This is a genomic window from Arthrobacter sp. Y3222053 (assembly GCF_059092805.1).
This window is the reverse complement of sequence record NZ_JBNHIA010000002.1, coordinates 325,154-343,673: the sequence shown is the minus strand read 5'-3', so window position 1 is coordinate 343,673 and position 18,520 is coordinate 325,154. Positions and strand designations below refer to the sequence as shown.

18 protein-coding genes are annotated in these 18,520 nt (G+C 69.6%); 10 read left to right on the top strand and 8 right to left on the bottom strand.

Annotation, left to right across the window (positions count from 1 at the left end; all coding sequences use genetic code 11):
• Positions 1 to 134: 134 nt before the first annotated feature.
• Positions 135 to 863 carry a polyprenol monophosphomannose synthase gene (locus AC5RUW_RS05855; RefSeq protein ID WP_494159829.1) on the top strand — a complete coding sequence of 243 codons (729 nt, stop codon included), beginning with the start codon at positions 135 to 137 and terminating at the stop codon, positions 861 to 863.
• Positions 864 to 925: 62 nt separating this feature from the next.
• Here AC5RUW_RS05855 and AC5RUW_RS05850 read toward each other — a convergent pair whose 3' ends face one another.
• From AC5RUW_RS05850 to AC5RUW_RS05830, 5 genes are all read right to left on the bottom strand, one after another.
• The gene (locus AC5RUW_RS05850; protein ID WP_494159828.1) at positions 926 to 1,273 is read right to left on the bottom strand and encodes an RNA polymerase-binding protein RbpA; all 348 of its coding nucleotides are present in this window, start codon (positions 1,271 to 1,273) and stop codon (positions 926 to 928) included.
• A gap of 219 nt (positions 1,274 to 1,492) precedes the next feature.
• A complete protein-coding gene (locus AC5RUW_RS05845; protein ID WP_494159827.1) occupies positions 1,493 to 2,527 on the bottom strand; it encodes an SPFH domain-containing protein in 1,035 nt (344 codons plus the stop codon).
• A 74-nt stretch (positions 2,528 to 2,601) separates the two neighbouring features.
• Positions 2,602 to 3,108, bottom strand: coding sequence for an NfeD family protein (locus AC5RUW_RS05840; RefSeq protein ID WP_494159826.1), 507 nt, complete (start codon positions 3,106 to 3,108; stop codon positions 2,602 to 2,604).
• 147 nt (positions 3,109 to 3,255) lie between these two features.
• The gene (locus AC5RUW_RS05835) at positions 3,256 to 4,092 is read right to left on the bottom strand and encodes a methyltransferase domain-containing protein (protein WP_494159825.1); all 837 of its coding nucleotides are present in this window, start codon (positions 4,090 to 4,092) and stop codon (positions 3,256 to 3,258) included.
• Positions 4,093 to 4,258: 166 nt separating this feature from the next.
• Positions 4,259 to 5,851, bottom strand: a complete 1,593-nt coding sequence (locus AC5RUW_RS05830) for an HNH endonuclease (protein ID WP_494160198.1) — start codon at positions 5,849 to 5,851, stop codon at positions 4,259 to 4,261.
• 311 nt (positions 5,852 to 6,162) lie between these two features.
• Between AC5RUW_RS05830 and AC5RUW_RS05825 the strand changes: the two genes are divergently transcribed.
• Positions 6,163 to 8,349, top strand: coding sequence for a S9 family peptidase (locus AC5RUW_RS05825; RefSeq protein WP_494159824.1), 2,187 nt, complete (start codon positions 6,163 to 6,165; stop codon positions 8,347 to 8,349).
• A gap of 40 nt (positions 8,350 to 8,389) precedes the next feature.
• Here AC5RUW_RS05825 and AC5RUW_RS05820 read toward each other — a convergent pair whose 3' ends face one another.
• Positions 8,390 to 9,028 carry a peptide deformylase gene (locus AC5RUW_RS05820; RefSeq protein WP_494159823.1) on the bottom strand — a complete coding sequence of 213 codons (639 nt, stop codon included), beginning with the start codon at positions 9,026 to 9,028 and terminating at the stop codon, positions 8,390 to 8,392.
• Between the two features lie 70 nt (positions 9,029 to 9,098).
• On the opposite strand from AC5RUW_RS05820, the gene AC5RUW_RS05815 reads away from it, so the two are divergent.
• Complete coding sequence (locus AC5RUW_RS05815; protein ID WP_494159822.1) at positions 9,099 to 9,668, top strand: SOUL family heme-binding protein; 570 nt, start codon at positions 9,099 to 9,101, stop codon at positions 9,666 to 9,668.
• A gap of 125 nt (positions 9,669 to 9,793) precedes the next feature.
• Here AC5RUW_RS05815 and AC5RUW_RS05810 read toward each other — a convergent pair whose 3' ends face one another.
• Both AC5RUW_RS05810 and AC5RUW_RS05805 read right to left on the bottom strand, forming a co-directional pair.
• A complete protein-coding gene (locus tag AC5RUW_RS05810; protein ID WP_494159821.1) occupies positions 9,794 to 10,096 on the bottom strand; it encodes a DUF4193 domain-containing protein in 303 nt (100 codons plus the stop codon).
• A gap of 743 nt (positions 10,097 to 10,839) precedes the next feature.
• A complete protein-coding gene (locus tag AC5RUW_RS05805) occupies positions 10,840 to 12,000 on the bottom strand; it encodes an alpha/beta hydrolase (protein WP_494159820.1) in 1,161 nt (386 codons plus the stop codon).
• 202 nt (positions 12,001 to 12,202) lie between these two features.
• Between AC5RUW_RS05805 and AC5RUW_RS05800 the strand changes: the two genes are divergently transcribed.
• From AC5RUW_RS05800 to AC5RUW_RS05770, 7 genes are all read left to right on the top strand, one after another.
• Entirely contained in the window at positions 12,203 to 13,027 is an 825-nt protein-coding gene (locus tag AC5RUW_RS05800) for an SDR family oxidoreductase (RefSeq protein ID WP_494159819.1), read from the top strand.
• A 116-nt stretch (positions 13,028 to 13,143) separates the two neighbouring features.
• Positions 13,144 to 13,917: a hypothetical protein gene (locus tag AC5RUW_RS05795; RefSeq protein ID WP_494007046.1), complete on the top strand. Its 774-nt coding sequence runs from the start codon at positions 13,144 to 13,146 to the stop codon at positions 13,915 to 13,917.
• Between the two features lie 173 nt (positions 13,918 to 14,090).
• The gene (locus tag AC5RUW_RS05790; RefSeq protein WP_494159818.1) at positions 14,091 to 14,438 is read left to right on the top strand and encodes a UBP-type zinc finger domain-containing protein; all 348 of its coding nucleotides are present in this window, start codon (positions 14,091 to 14,093) and stop codon (positions 14,436 to 14,438) included.
• Between the two features lie 134 nt (positions 14,439 to 14,572).
• Positions 14,573 to 15,370, top strand: coding sequence for an SDR family oxidoreductase (locus tag AC5RUW_RS05785; RefSeq protein ID WP_494007048.1), 798 nt, complete (start codon positions 14,573 to 14,575; stop codon positions 15,368 to 15,370).
• A gap of 306 nt (positions 15,371 to 15,676) precedes the next feature.
• The gene (locus tag AC5RUW_RS05780; protein WP_494159817.1) at positions 15,677 to 16,570 is read left to right on the top strand and encodes a transporter substrate-binding domain-containing protein; all 894 of its coding nucleotides are present in this window, start codon (positions 15,677 to 15,679) and stop codon (positions 16,568 to 16,570) included.
• Between the two features lie 102 nt (positions 16,571 to 16,672).
• Positions 16,673 to 17,815, top strand: coding sequence for an ABC transporter permease (locus AC5RUW_RS05775; RefSeq protein ID WP_494159816.1), 1,143 nt, complete (start codon positions 16,673 to 16,675; stop codon positions 17,813 to 17,815).
• Positions 17,812 to 18,501, top strand: coding sequence for an ABC transporter ATP-binding protein (locus AC5RUW_RS05770; RefSeq protein WP_494159815.1), 690 nt, complete (start codon positions 17,812 to 17,814; stop codon positions 18,499 to 18,501). Before AC5RUW_RS05775 ends, AC5RUW_RS05770 begins: the two co-directional genes overlap by 4 nt.
• Positions 18,502 to 18,520: the final 19 nt, after the last annotated feature.

Sequence of the window (18,520 nt, the reverse complement as noted above, 5' to 3'; positions counted from 1 at the left end):
CCGGTTCCGGCCGACACCCGGTCCTGGGGCGCCCAAACAGGTCCCATATACTGGAAGGCCGACGCGAAGACGGTTCTTCGCGTGCCCACGGGTCCCCGGACCCACGGGTCTCAGTCCGATGAAAGGCATCCTGCGTGCGCGTCCTGACCATCATTCCCACCTACAACGAGATCGAATCCCTGCCCGGTACGCTCCAGCGGCTGCGGGCGGCGGTTCCCGATTCCGATGTGCTGGTCGCGGATGACAACAGCCCGGACGGGACCGGTGCCTACGCGGACGAGATTGCCGCCAAGGACCCGGCCGTTCACGTCCTGCACCGCAAGGGCAAGGAGGGCCTCGGCGCCGCCTACATCGCCGGCTTCCGCTGGGGCCTGGAACGCGGGTACGACGTCCTGGTCGAGATGGACGCCGACGGCTCACACAAGCCCGAACAGCTGCCCCTGCTGCTGGAGGCCGCCGAAGCCGGCGCCGACCTGGTGATCGGATCCCGTTGGGTGCAGGGTGGCTCGGTGGTGAACTGGCCGCTGCACCGCAAGCTGCTCTCCCGCGCCGGCAGCACCTACTCGCGTTTCATGCTCGGCATCTCCACCCGTGACATCACCGCGGGATACCGCGCCTTCCGCCGCACGACCCTGGAGAAGCTGGACCTGGACGCCGTCGAGTCGGTGGGCTACGGCTTCCAGGTCGACATGACCTTCCGCGTCGCACGCATGGGCCTGAGGATTGTCGAAGTGCCCATCACCTTCGTGGAGCGGGAGCTCGGCGCTTCCAAGATGAGCGGCAACATCGTCGTCGAAGCCATCGTCAACGTCACCAAGTGGGGGCTGTCCGCGCGCTGGAAGAAGCTGACCGGCCGCCGTTAACGGCAAAAACGAGGGGCGGATCCGAATAGGTTCGGATCCGCCCCTCGTCGTTGGCGCCGGCGTCAGGCGCTGGCGCGCTCTCCGCGCCGTTCGCGCAGGAGCTTCAGACGGTCCTGGAGGATCTGCTCCAGCTCCTCGATGCTGCGGCGCTCCAGGAGCATGTCCCAGTGCGTGCGGACCGGCTTCTCGTTGGTGTTCTCGGGGCGTTCGCCGTCCACGAGGACCGCTTCCTTGCCCGACTTGGAGACCCATACGGGAGGCACCTCAGCCTCGGCGGCGAAGGTCACGAAGACTCGCTCGCCGTCCTCGCAGCGGTACTCGACACGCTGGCGAGGAGCCGGCTCGACGCCGGATTCGGTCTCCATGCTCTGCGCGCCAAGGCGCATGCCCCGCAGGCTACGATCGCTCATCTTTTCTCCCTCTTCGCTTCGAAGTCCCGCCCGGACTCCGATGTAGTGCTTGTGGTGCCGGCCCGGACGCGGCGTCTGTATAACGCGGGCGGTCCGTCAGGTGTTCCCGCAGCGGGCCGCCTGGCCGCAGTACCCGGCAAACAACCCATTATACCCGGGACATGCTGCGCCCCTGCCCGCCGCCCGGCGGTGCAGGGGCGCAGCCCGGCCTTCCGGAGCCTAGGAGGGCCGGACCGTCCCGTCGGTGGCGGCTGCGGCCGGCAGCGTGCTTCCGGCAGCGGAAGCACCGGCGTCGGAAGCGGCGGCGGCGCCCGCTTCGGCGCCGGCGGCACTGCCGTTCCCGTTGGCCGCTGCGCTCCGCATGCCGTCGGGAAGCAGGTCAGTGAACCCGCCCTTCATGGTGCGCAGGGCATCGCCGAGCTCGCTGGGGATGATCCAGACCTTGTTCGAGCTTCCCTCGGCCAGCTTGGGCAGGGTCTGCAGGTACTGGTAGGCCAGCAGCTTCGGATCCGGATCGCCGCGGTGGACCGCGTCGAACACCTTCTGGATGGCCTGCGCTTCACCGTCGGCCCGCAGGATGGCGGCTTTGGCGTCGCCCTCGGCGCTGAGGATCTCCGCCTGGCGGCGTCCTTCCGCGGTGAGGATCTGCGCCTGCTTGGTGCCTTCCGCGGTGAGGATGGTGGCGCGGCGTTCGCGCTCGGCCCGCATCTGCTTTTCCATCGAATCCTGGATGCTTGCGGGCGGCTCGATGGCCTTCAGCTCGACCCGGGATACCCGGATGCCCCAGCGCCCGGTGGCTTCGTCCAGCACCCCGCGCAGCTGCCCGTTGATCCGGTCGCGGGACGTCAGGGCCTCTTCGAGGTTCAGGCCGCCGACCACGTTGCGCAGGGTGGTGGTCGTCAGCTGCTCCACCGCCTGGATGTAGTCGGCGATTTCGTAGGTGGCGGCCCGCGCGTCGGTGACCTGGAAATAGACCACAGTGTCGATCGAGACGACCAGGCTGTCCTCGGTGATCACCTGCTGGGGCGGGAAGGACACGACCTGTTCGCGGAGGTCCAGCAGCGGCAGCAGCCGGTCGACGAACGGAATAAGGATGGTCAGGCCCGGCGTCAGCGTGCGCTGGTACTTGCCCAGGCGTTCCACCACGCCGGCCCGCGCCTGCGGGATGATCCTGATGGCTTTGGAGATCACCACCAGCACGAAGATCACCAGGATCGCCAGGATCACGAGCGTGACGGTTGTTGCGGTTTCCATTTCCCCCCTCGGGTTTTGGTTGTACGCCGTCCTCCGGCGTGGCTGGAGCGTGCGCTCCGTCGGTCAGGCTTGGATCAGGCTTCGCCGCCGGCGGCGGCACCGCCGTCGTCTGCCGCGTGGCCGCCGTGGGCGGGCTGGACGACGGCGGTCGCGCCCTCGATGCGGGCGACATTCATCAGGGTTCCGGCGGCCACGGTCGAGCCGTCGGCGGTGCGCGCGGTCCACACCTCGCCGGCCAGCCGGACGGTTCCCGCGGAGCCGCCGACCGTATCCAGCGCTACGGCGGACTCGCCGATGAGCCGGTCCACGTTGCTGCGGGTTTCCGCGCTGTTGCCCTTGAGGTGGCGAAGGGCCACGGGCCGCACCAGCAGGATCATCAGCAGCGCCACCAGGCAGAAGATCACGACCTGGAGGAAGAGCGGGGCGCCGAACAGGGCCCCGAGCATGGCGGCCAGGGCTCCCACGGAGAGCATCGCGAAGATCAGATCCAGCGTGAGCGTTTCAACCGCGGCAAGCCCGAGGAACAGCACGAGCCACACTGCCCAGCCGTAGGTTCCCAACCACTGGTAAAGCTCTTCCATCTTCGGCTTACTCCTTTTGTTCCTGCCGCCTCGCGGATGCGAGGGGGTGTTGCTGCGGGAGGCTGCTGTCCGACCATTCTGCCGTACCTGCGGCGCCCGGCACAGGGCGGGAGGAACCGGGTTGGTAACGTTTTTCCGCGCCGGCGCCTAGATGGGCCGGAAGACCTGCAGGGTGAAGGCGGTGGTGACACTAACCGGCGGCTTCGCGGCTTCCAGCGCCTCGTCGAGCCGGGACGCGTTGAGGTGATGCGCCGAGGGGCCCATGAGAGCCGCGTTGCGCAGGTCCGCAGCGGAGAGTTCGGGCTGCCCGATGATCTCCTCGCTGGACTCGAGGCGGAAACGGTCTGCCAGGGCCTCGGCGACCTGCTCGTCTTTGCCGCCGGCCACGTCGAGCATTCCGGCGAGGGTGCGCAGTTCCTCGAGGTGTTCCGCGCGCGGAGTGACCACGAGGAGAACTCCGCCGGGGGCGAGCACGCGGTGGAACTCGGCGGGGTTGCGCGGAGCGAAGACGTTCAGCACCACGTCAACTGATCCGTCGGCCAGCGGCAGGGTGCGCCACACATCCCAGACCAGGTGGATGCCGTCCGGCAGTGCGCGCGCGGCGCGTCGGAGGGCATACTTCGAGATGTCGAGGCCGATGCCGTCCGCCTGCAGGCCGGAGGCGACCTCCGCGAGGTAGTAGCCCGTGCCGGCCCCGGCGTCGAGCACCCTTTCCGCGCCGGGAACGGCTCTCCCGGCTGCGGCGGCGAGGGCTGCCGCCAGCGGGGCGTAGTGTCCGGCAGCGAGGAAATCCACCCGGGCCTGCACCATTTCGGCGGTGTCCGCCTGGAAGCGGGTGCCCTGCCCGGTCAGGAGGTTGAAGTACCCCTGTTTGGCGGCGTCGAAGCGGTGGCCGGCCGGGCAGACCAGCTCACGCGCGCGGCGGGTGTCCGGGATTGCCTCTCCGCAGACCGGGCAGAGCAGAAGAGGGCGGGAGGAAGGCATGCATCCATCCTAGGCGTCGGCACATTCGCCCGCGCAGTCGGACCAGGCTGCCGACCACCTCGGAAGCTCCTCGGACCCCCGCGCTTTCCGCGTCGCCCTTCGCTGACCCTTCGCGGCCCCTTCAGGGCCCCGAACGCGGGCAGCCTCAAGGGGCGAGATACCCCCTTCACGCCGCGGTCACCGAAGCGGTGGCGCTGCCGGACTCAGTCGTGGCCGTCGCAACAGGGCCTTCTGCGGTGCCCGAGCCGGGTAGCGCGGGTGGTGTGGAGGTGTAGGTGTGTCCGGTCGGGGTCGTGATGAGCGTTGCGTGGGGGCTGGGCATCGAAGGGCCGGGTGGGGCGGTGGGTTCGGGTGGGGCGGTGTGTTGGGGTGCCGGTTGTCCGATGGGTGCCGCCTGATCGGGTGGTTCCGTGCGGGGCGTGGTTCGGTTGGTGGGGGTTGTGGTGGTGGTTGTGGCGGTGGTTGTGGTGGTCCAGCCGGGTGCCTGTTTGGCGTAGTTGCAGTTTTCGCACAGGCCCTGGCCGTTGAACGCTGCAGTGCTGCCTCCTCGTGCGTGGGGTGTCGCGTGGTCGATGTGGCGGATGGGTGCCCCGCACCAGGGGGTGCGGCAGTGTTGGTCGCGGGTGGTGATGAAGCGGGCCAGTCCGGGTGGAAAGGCGCGGGCGCGGGAGTCCATGGCGATCAGTTCCCCGGTCCCGGGCGCGGTGTAGAGCCGTCGCAGCGTCAGGTCCGGGGGCCGCTGCCCCTGCGCCTGCACCGTCCCTGCGCCTGCACCGAGGCCTGTTCCCATGCCTGTGCCGGCGCCTGTTCCGGCGCAGGCCCCGGTATCCGTCCCTGCGCCGGTGAGGGCGTGGTTGATGAGGTCTCGGGCCCAGGGGGCGGGTACGGTGTCGTAGCCGTGCAGCAGGGCCGGTTCGTTGTTTCCGTGGAGCAGGGTGCGGTCGGTGATGACCAGCTGCACTTCCAGCCGGGGCGGTTGGGACGGGTCGCGGCCGGTGATGCGTTCGATGAGCGTGTCCGCCATGACCTGGCCCCGGCTGCGAGGCTGTCCGCCGGCACCCGCCGAGCCACCCGCACCGGTACCCGGGGCGCCTGTTGTGCGGGCGGTGTCAGCGGCCCGGGAGAGAGCGGCGTAGACGGCGACGCCTTGGGCGACGGGCAGCAGGGCGGTGAGCCAGCACATGGTGTCCGGTGCCGGGCGCAGGGAGACGTAGCGTTCGGCCTCGGCTTTGCGTGACCGGTTCACCACCGAGCGCGGGTCCAGCCGGTAGGTGTGGCGGCGCAGCTGTCCGATGAGCTGCCGGTCTCCGAGGCGTTCGATCTCGTCCAGGTTCCCTGCGACCAGCCGGTCCACCTCCGCCCGGTCAGCGGGTTCGAGGCAGGCGGTCTCGCGGGCGATCAGCGTGGCCCGCCACTCGCTGATCCGTCCCGCAGCCAGCCCGGCGAGCGTGCAGGGCAGCTCCTTGACCAGGGCTTTGGCCAATCCGAGGTGCCGTCCGCCGCGGGCGGGGGAGTCCCGGCGTGCCAGTGCGACCTGCGCTCCCACGCCCCGGCCCAGCTGACCGCGCGGGACCCCTGCTGCTTCCTGCGCCCGCCGCTGCGAGATATCCAGCCGGACCGCTGCCAGCGCCTGTCCGGCGGCGGCGGAAGCCTTCAAGTCCTCCAGACCGCGCAGCACATCCACCAGCACCACGTCAGGAACCGAGACCCGGCCCAGCACCTCGATCAGCTCCGCCACCGCGGCTCCGGCCGCCCCCACCAACACCCTGACCTCCGACGGGGCCCGACCTCCACGGCGAGCAGACGCGGCTCCGACCCCGTTGCCTGCGGCAGAGCCAGCTCGGACGAAGCCGCCGGTGCCGGTGCTGGCTGAGGGGGCCACCCGCTGACCATTATCCTCGAACATGTGTTCGAATCTATGCCCCCGAGCAGGCACCTACAAGGGCGGTGGAAAGAGCCACGGCAAGTAATCGAGCGCACCCTTTAGGTAGGGCACCAGCAGGCAACTGACTCTCCATACGCCTGCAGGATCCGACCGGACGGCTCCCGCCAGCCGTTAGGCTCGGGTGCATGCAGCCACGTGACCTGGATCTCCTCAACTCCGTTTCCGCACCCACCCTGCACCCCGCCGGTGACCGGTGCGTTGTCTCGGTGACGCGCCCCGACTTCCGTGCGGACGCATATGTGGGGCAGCTGTGGAGCCTGCCGCTGGACGGCGGCGGGCCGCGCAGGATCACGCGCGGTTTCCGGGATACCGACCCCCTGTTCTCCCCGGACGGTGCGCTGCTCGGCTTTCTTCGGGCCGTGCCGGGCGGGCGCGCTCAGCTGTACGTCGTCGACGCCTCCGGCGGTGAGCCGCTCCAGCTGACGGATCAGCCGCTGGGCGTGTCCTGGTTCCGGTTTTCGCCCGACTCAAGCCAGGTGGTTTTCGCCGCCCGGCTGCCGGAACCGGGCAGATACGGCACGATGGACGGCGTCGCCGCCCCGGCCGAAGATCCCCGGCTGATCACCCGCCTGAACTACCGCATGAACGGCGTCGGATACCTCGCCGACAAACCGCTGCAGATCTTCCTGCTGGAGCTTCCGGACCTGCAGGACGAACCCTGGATCCCCGCCGTCGGGCGTACGGCAGAGCTGATGTCGGCCGCCGACCCCGCCGAACGCATCCCGGCTGCAGCTGCCGCTGAGCACATCCCGGGCGCCGGCAACGGCCTGCCCGCCGTCCGTCAGCTCACCCACGAGCCCACCGACCATTCCACACCGGTGTTCTCAGCCGACGGGTCCCGGATCCTGTTCGCCGCGTCCCTTCCGGCCGGGCACGACGGCGACCTGGTCACCGACGCCTGGTCGCTGAACCTTGCCGACGGGGGACTGCAGCGCCTCACCAGCGCGGACGGCAGCACCCTGCTGAGCGTCTCCCATCCCGTGGAGAGCCCGGACGGGTCGCAGCTCTACTGCCTGGCGGGCGAGCTGGGGGAGAGCGGCATGGACTTCGTCGCCCGGAACACCGCCCTTTACGCGGCACCTGCCGCCCAGCCCGAGCTGATGCGGCGGCTCACGGATGTGGAGACCATCGATCTCGCCGAAGGGCCGGTCGTCCCGGTGGATGACGGCGCACTCGTGTTCAACCGCACCCGGGGCCGGGTCGAGCTGCTCCACGTCACTGCAGACGGCGCCGTCCGGTGCCTGGCCGGAGGCGACCGCGTCATCACCGGGGCGGCGGCGGTCGGAGACATGGTTGCCCTGGCCTACACGGACGCCGGGACCGCCGGAGCAGTTGCCGCTGTCGGCGCGCCCCTCCCGGCGGCGGATAACGACGGCGCAGCGATCCGACACGGCGCGGCCAACGACGGCGCGGCCAACGACGAGGCGGCCAGCGACGTACCCAGCGCCGAGCGGGTGCTGGCGGACTTCTCCACCACCCTCCGCGAACGGACCACCGTGCTTTCCCCGGAGGAGCTGGTGATAGAGGGGCCGGACGGATACCCCGTGCACGGCTGGCTGGTCCGCCCCGCCGGGGAGGGCCCGCATCCGGTGCTGCTGAACATCCACGGCGGGCCTTTCGCCCAGTACACCGGTGCCCTCTTTGACGAGGCCCAGATTTACGCCGCCGCAGGCTACGCCGTGCTGATGTGCAACCCCCGCGGCTCCGCCGGGTACGGACAGCAGCATGGCCGGATCATCAAGGAGGCGATGGGCACCGTGGACATGACCGATGTCCTGGCCTTCCTCGACGGCGGCCTCGGGCTGTACCCGGAGGTCCTGGACCCCGGACGGGTCGGCATCATGGGCGGCTCCTACGGCGGCTACCTGACCGCGTGGATCACGGCGCACGAGCACCGCTTCGCGGCCGCCGTCGTCGAGCGCGGTTTCCTCGACCCGGTCAGCTTCACCGGCTCGGCGGACATCGGCTGGTTCTTCGGCGGCCAGTACACCGGCACCGACCCCGAACGCGTGGCCGGTCAGAGCCCGATGGCGAAGGTCGGCCAGGTTCGCACGCCCACGCTGGTGCTGCACTCCGAGGAGGACCTGCGATGCCCCGTCGAGCAGGCGCAGCGGTATTTTGCCGTGTTGCGAATGAACGGGGTTCCTGCAGAGCTGCTGCTCTTTCCGGGCGAGAACCACGAGCTCTCCCGTTCCGGGACGCCCTGGCACCGACGGCAGCGGTTCGAGCACATCCTGCGCTGGTGGCGGACCCATCTGCCGGTGACCGGCGCCGATCAGCTGAACGCGCCGCTGGGTGCGGCGGCCGACTGAGCCGCCCGGGACGTTCGACGACGGCGGCCGGGCGGGCGGGCTAAAACCCCAGCCCGGCCCGGGCTTCGGTGATATCCGGGCGGGCCCAGCGGCTCTGGTACTCCGCGGTGCTGGCCAGCGACCGGGTCACGACGCGGTCCACGTAGACGGTGCCGTCCAGATGGTCGCACTCGTGCTGGACGATCCGCGCCTGCCAGCCGGCGAATTCGGCGGAGCGGGCGGTGCCGTCGTCGCCGGTCCAGTCCAGGGCGACCCGCCGGTACCGCTCGACCACGCCCTGGTATCCGTCAAAGGAGAGACAGCCCTCGTAGAAGGATGCGGTCTGTTCGCTCAGCGCCCGCCACCGTGGATTGATCACCGCGAAATAGGGGAGCGGTGCCCTTTCCCGCACCTCCGCGACCGCCTCGTCGACCGGAAAGGTGTCCTCCAGTACAGCCAGGCGCAGCGGCACCCCCAGCTGCGGCGCTGCCAGGCCAACCCCGGGAGCCTCGTGCATCACCCTGCGCATGAGCGTGAGGAACGCTGCGAGCTCGGCGTCGTCGAGCTGTCCGTCGAAGTCCACGGCAGGCCGCCGCAGCGCGGGATGGCCCAGCTGCACGATCGGCGGGAGGGCGCCGTCGTCGGCGGTTTCCAGGAGGGAGAGCACCAGCAGGCGCAGGGCGGCGGTTTCCGGAGTCACCGGATCATCCTAGCCCCGGGGTGCCGCATCACTCTGGGCAGCGACATCAGCTGACCGTACGCTTCGGAGCATGGGCAAGGAGCAGCTTTACACGGTGCTTGAAGAATTCAGCAAATTCGAACTTCGCCACTATCCCGCCCATGTCATGGCTGAAGTGGCAGTGCACGCGTCCTTCACCGATGCCGCCACGGTCGCCTACGGCTTCCTGCACGGATATCTGCACGGGGGCAACCGCAGCCGGGTGGGCAGCCGCGACTGCCTGGTGGCGAACCTTCCGGTGGCCGTGGAGATGACCTCGCCGCTGATGCTGCGTGGCGGCGGCCTGCCCGGCGTCCATCTGGTCGGCTTCGCACTTCCGGCCGACTACGACCTCGACACTGCACCGCTTCCCAGGGACCCCGCGGTCGTCCTGAGGGGAGTGCCGGACAGGCTCGGCGCCGCCGCCCGGCTGGGCGGCAAGTGGACCGATGAGGGTTTCCGGGCCGCAGGCCGCCGGCTCGCGGTGGAAGTGGCCGGAGAGGGCCTGCGCCCCGCAGGCGCACCGCGGTTCGCCCGCTTCGAGCCGCGGCCCGAAGCCCGGTTCAGAAGGGGCCGACGACGCGCGGAAGTGGTCGTGGACATCGCGCCGGCGGGACGCTGAGGGCCGGCCTGGGAACCGCAGCGGGCTCCGGACCGGCTCCGGACGGCAGCGGGCTCAGGACGGCAAAAAGGGCCCGGTGCCGCAGGATGTTCCTGGGCACCGAACCCTGTGCGCTGCCGGGAAGATCAGCCTTCGCAGTCCAGGCAGTACTTCTCGCCGTTCTTTTCCCGCGCAATCTGGGAACGGTGACGCACGAGGAAGCAGGACATGCAGGTGAACTCGTCCGCCTGCGGGGGGACGACCTTGATCAGCAGCTCTTCGCCGGAGAGATCCGCGCCCGGGAGGTCGAAGCCGTCAATGGCATCGGACTCCTCGACGTCGATGACAGCCGTCATCGCACCGCCGCGCTGCTGCGCCTTCAGGCCCTCGAGGGAGTCTGCCGGCTGGTCTTCTTCTTTGACGCGCGGGGCATCGTAATCGGTAGCCATGAACTACTGGTCTCCTGAATGTGTGGGGGGTTTTGAGCGTAGATCATATACGTCAGGAACACCGGGACACCAAACGGACGCGAATTGTGAACCGCCACGCGGGTTTTTGGCAAGAGTACTGTGAGGTTCGTCGCCGAGCGGTCGGATCCAGCGGCCGGGGGAGGTCACCTGCGCCTGGCCGGGAGGAGGACGGCAGGGGTTCTCCGGGCCGGAGGAAAGCCTGAAGAAAGCCGGGACGTAACGCCCGGTCGCCGAACCCGCCGTGGTTATGTCAACCAGCCCGGCGTGCCGGCCCCGCGGCAGCCAGCACGTGCTGATCTTCACGCGCTGATCTTCACGTGATGATTATGTCAATCTGCCGGAGCAGTCCGGAGCCTGGGGCTGCCGCCGCCGGGGGATTATGTCAACTGCAAGGTGACCGACGTCGGGCACCGGCCTACGGATCAGGGGATTATGTCAATTACCCGGCGGGCCTGGACGAGGAACCGGAGCCCCGGCGCATCGTCGACCGGACAGACCCATCAGGTCCAGCGCGCAGCGGAACGAGCGGCGCCGGCGGAGGAAGGAAGAAAGAGAGCGACGGCGGCCAAGAAAGCCACGGAACGGCAGGAAAACACACACGCGCAGGGGGACACGCGTGGGTGCACACAGATACCCCTACTGGCCCCTGCCTTATGTGCCGATAATCCACATTATGTCAACTAAAGGCTGGAAGGGGCTCCCCCTCATCCTTCCCCCTGGGGTCAGGCGGCTTCCTGCAGCTCCGGGTGCGTCCGCTCCGGCTGCGTCCCTTCCAGCTGCACCTGCTCCGGACGGATCCGTGCTCGCTGGTGCGGCTCCGGCAGCTCCGGCTGCATCCGCTGCGGATCCGTCCGGTCCGACTGCACAGGACGGCCGGTCACGGCGTCCACGAAGTCCACCGTCTCCGCCAGGACGGACCGGGCATCAGGCAGCTGCAGCTTGAACTGGTACTCATGTCCGAGGGACGGCCGGTGGTCCTTGGGCCAGAACCGGTCGATGACCGGAACACCCAGCTCCCGCAGCCGGTCCGCCAGCGGAATCGACTGATGCTCGGTCAGGTAGTCTCCGTTACCTCCGGATATATAGGTCGGCGGGAAGTTTGGGCCCACGTGGTCCAGGATCGACATGTGATCGGCAGCCGCCGTTGCGGTCCAGTCCTTCGCGCCCGTGTAGGCCCAGAGCACCGTGCGGAAGCCCCATCCGAGCGGGCCGGTCAGCAGGGCCATCGCCTGCAGGTCGTACACGCCGCAGAACAACAGCATCCCCCGCAGGTGCCTGGGCGCCGCCGCGGGAACGAGTCCGGTCAGCTCGGCGTAGTCCGGGTCGGTGATGGTGAGCGCCAGCTGGGCCGCCAGCTGGGCTCCGGCCGAATCTCCGGCCAGCACGATCCGCTCCGGATCGAAGCCGAACTCCCCCGCACGTTCCCGCAGGTAGCCCAGGGCGCTGTTCAGTTCGATGAGCGCCTGCGGATAGCTGGCTTCCGGGGAGATCGAGTACCCAACACCGACGACGGCGTACCCGTGGGCCGCGAGAATTTCCAGATACGGGGCGACGTTCTCCTTGCAGCCGGAGATCCACGCTCCGCCGTGCACCCAGACCACCACGGGCAGCAACTCCCCCGGCTCGGTGTCCGCCGGCAGGAAGATGTCCAGGGAGGGTCCGGCCGAGTCATCGAGGTAGGGCAGGCTGCGGTGCGCCACGGAATGTCCCACGGCAACGTGCCGCCTCAGCTTGCGAAGCTGCAGCTTGCCGCCGCTGGAGAACACGCTGCGGATAAAGAAGGCCGAGGGTCGGGGATCGTTGGCGATGACTGTGGCAGCCAGGGTTCCGGCTGCCGCGGCAGCACCCATGAAACCCGCTGCCACCCAGGGCAGGAACTTCATTTTTTCAGGTTAGGACGGCGGGACGGCCGGCTTTTTTGGCACTTCCAGCCGACGCCGCCGAATCATGGGGAACGCCGTGCGGAACCTCACGGCCGGGTGTGCCGGAAGGGACATGCGCGGCGACCCGCCTCTCCCCTGCCGGCCCCCGGATCCAACGCCGATCAGGACCGGATCCGACCGCTGTGCCTCCTACCCTCGAAATATGAGCGATTTCACCGTGCTGGTCACCGGCGCCAGCGGAAAGATCGGCCGGCAGGTTGCGACTGCGGCGCGTGCCCGGGGCTGGCGGGTCCGGGAAGGATCGCGGCAGGGCCGCCCCGCCTTGGACCTGACAGATCCGGTCAGCTGGCATCCGCTGCTCGACGGCGCCGATGCCGTCTTCCTTCTGCTGCCCGAGGGTGTGGGTGCTGATCCCCGCTTCATCGAGCAGGCGGCCGACGGCAGGCGGCTGGTGCTGCTTTCCAGCCGCGGCGTCGAGGAAATGGGCGACCGGCGCCTGCTGGAGGCAGAAGAGCTGGTCCGAGGCGCCGCCCGTTCCTGGGCCATCCTGCGTCCGGACTGGCTGAGCCAGAACTTTTCCGAGGGGATCTTCGCCGACTCCATCCGCGCCGGCATGCTCAGCCTGCCCGTCGGCGCAGCTCCGTTCGCGTTCATCGACACGGCGGACGTGGGCGAGGCCGGAGCCGCCGCACTGGATCCCGACGGCGGTGCGGAGGGAACGCTGGAGATCACCGGACCCGAGGCCCTGTCCTTCGACCAGGCCTGCGCGGTCCTCGCAGCGGCGTCGGGCCGCCCGGTCGCCTTCGACGGGTCCGCCGACGCGTACCGCCGCGGGCTGCTGTCCGCCGGTGTCCCGGTCGAAGCCGTCGAAGCCGCGGTCACCGCCTTCTCCGCCCTGTCCGCGGGAACCAGGCCCACCGCGACGCTGCGGGACCTGACCGGGCGGCCCGGAATCAGCTTCACGGAATTCGCCGCCGCCGCAGCAGCGGCGGGCGCCTGGTCCCTGCCCGCCGCCGGCGGGGCCTGAAAGCGGGAGCGGGCCGGGCACCTGCGGGCCGGACTGTTCCGCAGGTCCTCCGCCGCTTCCTACACTTCTCGGGGGTGCTTCATCAACTGACCGTTTCCACCCGGAAGGCCTGTCCCATGAGAGCATCACGTTTCCTTGCATTGCCCGTCATCACGCTTGGCTTCCTCGCCGCAGGATCCATGCCCGCCGTAGCCGACGAAGGCGTCTGGCAGGCGGACCTCGCGCCGGCCAACAACAGCGGTACCAGCGGCCACGCCTCCGTGGCAGTGCACGGTTCCGAAGCGACCGTGACCGTCCACGTCAGCGGGGCTGCCGCCCAATGGCAGGGCGCCCCGTTCCCGCATGCCCAGCACATCCACATCGGCGGGGCGGGCCTCTGCGCCGGCCCGGAAGCCGACGCCGACGGAGACGGTGCCGTCAGCTCCATGGAAGGCATGCCCCTGACGGGCTCCATCAGCACCTCCCTCACGCTCTCCGGAGACACCGGCCCGACGTCCTCCACCGCCGTCGACCGCTTCCCCGCAGGGCCCGCCTACAGCTACGAGCGCACCGTCCCTCTCGACGCCGCCACCCTGCAGGCGCTGCAGGCCGGCACCGCCACCTTTGAGGTCCACGGCGTGGACCCGGCTCTTCTCTCGTCCGCTGCACAGGCCAAGCCCAGCCCCGAGGATCCGTCGCTTCCGCTGGCAGCCACCCTGCCGGCGGCCTGCGGCACCCTGATGCCGTCGCAGGTTTCCGGCCTTCCCGCCGGAGCGGCCGACGCCGGCATCACCACGTCATCCGATACGGGACACCCGGCCGATGCGGCGCTTCCGCTGGCAGGAGCGCTCGCCGTCGGCCTGGCCGCGGCGGGCATGCTGCTCCCCCGCCGCGGACGGAGCCAGAACTAACCGGGCGGGTCGGAACCGGGCCAGGCCGGACCAGGTTCGTCCCACCCCGACCCGGGCAGGGCCGACGCCGGAGGCGGCAGCGACGCAGGGCTGTTGGCTGCCGCCCCCGGCCGTTACCGTGGAGGCCACGGGGTGGCCTGGGCAATGAGCATCAATGTGAGTATGGGAGCGTTATGGGACCCCTTCCCGGCATCAACCCCGCCGCACCGCCAAGCGGCCCCGGCTGTGCGGAGTGCACCGAATCCGGCGGGTGGTGGTTCCACCTGCGCCGATGCGCCGAATGCGGACACATCGGCTGCTGCGACTCCTCCCCCAACCGGCATGCCACCGCGCATGAGCAGCAGACCGGCCACCCCGTCATCCGCAGCTACGAGCCCGGTGAGGACTGGTTCTGGAGCTGTGCGGACTCCTCGGCCTTCGAGGGCCCGCGGCTGGCGCCGCCGGAGTACCATCCGCTCGACCAGCCGGTGCCCGGCCCCGCCGGACGCGTGCCGGCCGATTGGCAGCAGCACCTGCACTAACGGGGCTGCCGGGCGCGCCGGCACACGACGCCGCCCCACCGCACAAGGCCCCGCCCGGGGCGAAGTGGGCAACGCCTCAGCCGTTTCCAGCGGCGGCATCCGGCCGCGCGCCGGGCCGGGTCTAGGCTGGAACTATGACACGTACATATATCGTCACAGGGTCCGCTTCCGGCATTGGAGCGGCCACCGCCGAGCTCCTGCGGGAGCGCGGCGAAAAGGTGATCGGCGTCGACCTGCGGAACGCAGACATCGAGGCCGACCTGAGCACCCCGGAGGGCCGGCGCGACGCCGCCGACCGGGCCGTCGAACTCGCGGGCGGCACGGTGGACGCGGTCATCGCGTGCGCCGGCATCTCCGCTCCGGTGCCGCTGACCGTCTCCGTCAACTACTTCGGCGTCACCGAGTTCCTCGACAGGCTGGCCCCGGTGCTGGCCCGCAGCTCCGCGCCGCGCGCCGTCGTCGTCTCCTCCATGGCTTCGCTGCAGCCCAACAGCCCGGAACTCGTCCAGGCCATGCTGGACGGCGACGAGGCCGAGGCCCGGCGGATCGGCCAGGAGCTGGCGGACCAGGGGCCGCAGGTCGGATACCTTAACTACCCGTCCAGCAAGCGCGCCCTCAGCCGCTGGGTGCGCCGCGCCTCGATCAGCGACCTCTACGCCGGGAACGGCATTCCGCTGAACGCCGTTGCCCCGGGCACCGTGCTCACTGCCATGACCCGCGAGCTGCTGGCCACCCCCGAGGGCGTGGCCATGGTCGACGCCTCCGTGCCGATGCCGCTGAACGGTCACTCCGAACCCGTGGTCATCGCCCGCCTGCTCGCCTGGCTGGCCGGCGAGGAGAACACGCACCTTGCGGGCCAGACCATCTACGCCGACGGCGGTGCGGACGCCACCCTGCGCGGCGACGACATCTGGAGCGCTGTCCAGGCCTGAGGCATATCCAGGCCTGAGTACCGTCCAGGCCGGAGCCGCACCAAGACCTGGCTTCCGCCGGAGCTGCGCCGGATCCGTTATCGGGTCCGGCGCAGCAGCTTTCGGCGTCCGGCGGGCCGCATAGCTTAGCAGTGCAGGACACATTGGGCCCTGCACGCCACGACTAAGGCTGCAGTTTCCACCAAGTGGATCCAATTTCCGTTCTACCTGCGTGACGGCCACGGCCTCGTGCGCCTAGCGTCGCTCGATGGGCGCAACGACGCGCCCGGGCCACCCCGGCCCTGTACGACGCAAGGAGAACCACCCATGAAGAACCACACCCCCCTCACCCCGGCTCGCGGGAAAGCCGGCCTCCGCACCGCCGCCCGCCGGCTTGCCGTCCTGGCATCCGGCGGTGTCCTGCTGGCGAGCCTCACGGCCTGCAGCGCCCAGGCGGACGGCGCCGACAGCGGGCAGTCCGCGCCCCCGGCCGCCGGGCCGGGCGCCGACAGCCGCCTGGAGAGCATCAAGGCCGAGGGCGTGCTCCGCGTGTGCACCACGGGTGACTATCGCCCCTTTACCTATCTGGATCCCGAGAGCGGCGAATGGACCGGCATCGACGTCGATATGGTCCGCGACCTGGCCGACCGCCTGGACGTGGAGCCGGAATTCGTGCAGACCACCTGGAAGGACCTGATGCCCGACTTCCTCACCGGATGCGACATCGGCGTCGGTGGAGTATCAATCTCGCTGGCCCGCGCCGAGCAGGCTTTCTACAGCGATCCCGTGCTCACCGAAGGCAAGACCCCGATCACGCTCTGCGGCAACGAAGAGCTGTACGACACCGTGGAGGAGATCAACCAGCCCGGCGTGCGTTCCATCATGCCGATCGGCGGCACCAACGAAATCTTCGCCGAGGAGCACTACCCGAACGGCGACCTGATCAAGTTCGAGGACAACAACACGATCTTCGATGAAATCGTCGCCGGCCGGGCGGATGTGATGACCACCGATGCGTCGGAGACCCGCTGGGTGGCCAACGAGTATCCGGAGCTGTGCGCCGTCCATCCGGACGATCCGTTCAACTTCTCCCAGAAGGCCTACCTGCTGCCGCTCGGCGACACGGTCTTCCAGGAGTACGTGAACCAGTGGCTCGTCATGGCCGACGCCGACGGCACCTATGACGCCGCCAAGGAAGTCTGGTGGGGCCCGGAGTCCTGACGGGACGGGCGTTTTGCCGGACGCAGAGCGTGTCTGACATGATGTCAGTATCTTGCTGACATCATGTCGGCATGCCTGCTCCGACAACCTCCGAGGTTTCCCATGTACCTAGCACTGCGCGAGCTTCGATTCGCGCGGGCCCGATTCGGCCTGATGGGCGGCGTCATCGCCCTCATCAGTGTCCTCGTGGTCCTGCTCTCCGGCCTCTCCTCTGGCCTGGTCAACGACGGCGTCTCCGGCCTCAAGAACATGCCGGTCACCGCATTCGCCTTCAACGAAGGCACCAAGACCGATAATGCCTTCTCCCGCAGCATCGTCGACCGGGACCAGGCCGATGCCTGGGCCGCCCAGCCCGGCGTCGACGCGGTCTCCCTGATGGGCTCCACGATCGTCAACGGAGCCGTCGACGACGGCACCCAGGTCGACCTGTCCCTGTTCGGCGTCGAGACGGACTCGTTCGTCTCGCCCGAGATCGGCGAAGGCCGCGACGCCCAGGCACCCGATGAGGTGGTCATCTCCCCCACCGGACTCGATGAGGGAATGCAGATCGGCGACGTCGTCACCCTGGACCGGATCGAAACCGAACTGACCATTGTCGGCGTCACCGCCGAGCAGGCCACCTTCGGGCACGTGACCATCGGCTTCCTGCCCCTGGAGACCTGGCAGTACATCGCCAGCGGCCTCGCCGAAGCCGGCGCGCCCACTGAGGAGCGGATCGCCGCCGTCGGCTTCGAGACGGCCAGCACGGTCGCCATCCTGGCCGAAGACGGCGCCGAACTCGACTTCGCGGCCGGCGACGCCGCCGCCGGCACCGTGACCTCCACCCTCCAGGAATCCTTCGACGCCTCCCCGGGCTACACCGCCGAGACCCTCACCCTGCAGATGATCCAGGTCTTCCTCTACGCGATCTGCGCGCTCGTGGTGGGTGCGTTCTTCACCGTGTGGACGATCCAGCGCACCCACGAGATCGCCGTGCTGCGCGCCGTGGGTGCCTCCACGGGCTACCTGCTGCGCGACGGCCTGGCGCAGGCAGTGATCATCCTGGTGCTCTCCACGGTCGTCGGCGTCGCCGTCGGCCTTGGTTTGGGTGCCGCAATGCCCGCCGCCGCGCCGTTCGCCCTGGAAACCGGGCCGATCGCCGTCGCCACCGCCCTAACCATCGGCCTGGGCCTGATCGGCGCCGCCCTCGCCATCATCCGGATTTCCCGGGTGGACCCGCTCACAGCCCTTGGAGGACAGCGATGAGCACCACCGCATCCACGACCGTCGCCACCGGGCTGGCCATCAGCCACGCCCACCTGAGCCTGGGCGACGGCGAGAACACCGTCAAGCCGCTGGACGATGTGAGCCTCAGTGTGGCCGCCGGAGAGCTGGTCGCCGTCGTCGGCCCCTCGGGGGCAGGCAAGTCGAGCCTGCTGGCCGTGGCCGGCGCCCTCACCACCCCCGACGCCGGCACCGTCACCGTCAACGGCACCGACGTGAACTCGCTCAGCCGCTCGGCCACGGCACGGTTCCGGCTGGAGAACATCGGCTTCGTCTTCCAGTCGGGCAACCTGATCCCGTCGCTGAAGGCCGCCGAACAGCTGGTGCTGATGCACCGGATGGCCGGCGGCGGGGGCGTGTTCGATCCGCTGGAGCTGCTGGCCGCGGTCGGCATGGACCACAAGGCCGCCAGCCGGCCCAACCAGCTCTCCGGCGGCGAACGCCAGCGCGTCGGCATAGCGCGCGCGCTGGTCAACCGGCCCAAGCTGCTGCTGGTGGATGAGCCGACGGCGGCCCTGGACCGTCGCCGCAGCCAGGAGGTCGTGCAACTGCTGGCCCGCGAAACCCATGAAATGGGCGTTGCTACAGTTATGGTGACCCATGATCATGACGTCCTGCACCACTGCGACCGGGTCGTGGAGATGGTGGACGGGCGCCTGACCAGCTAGACCGCGTTGTAGAGGAGGG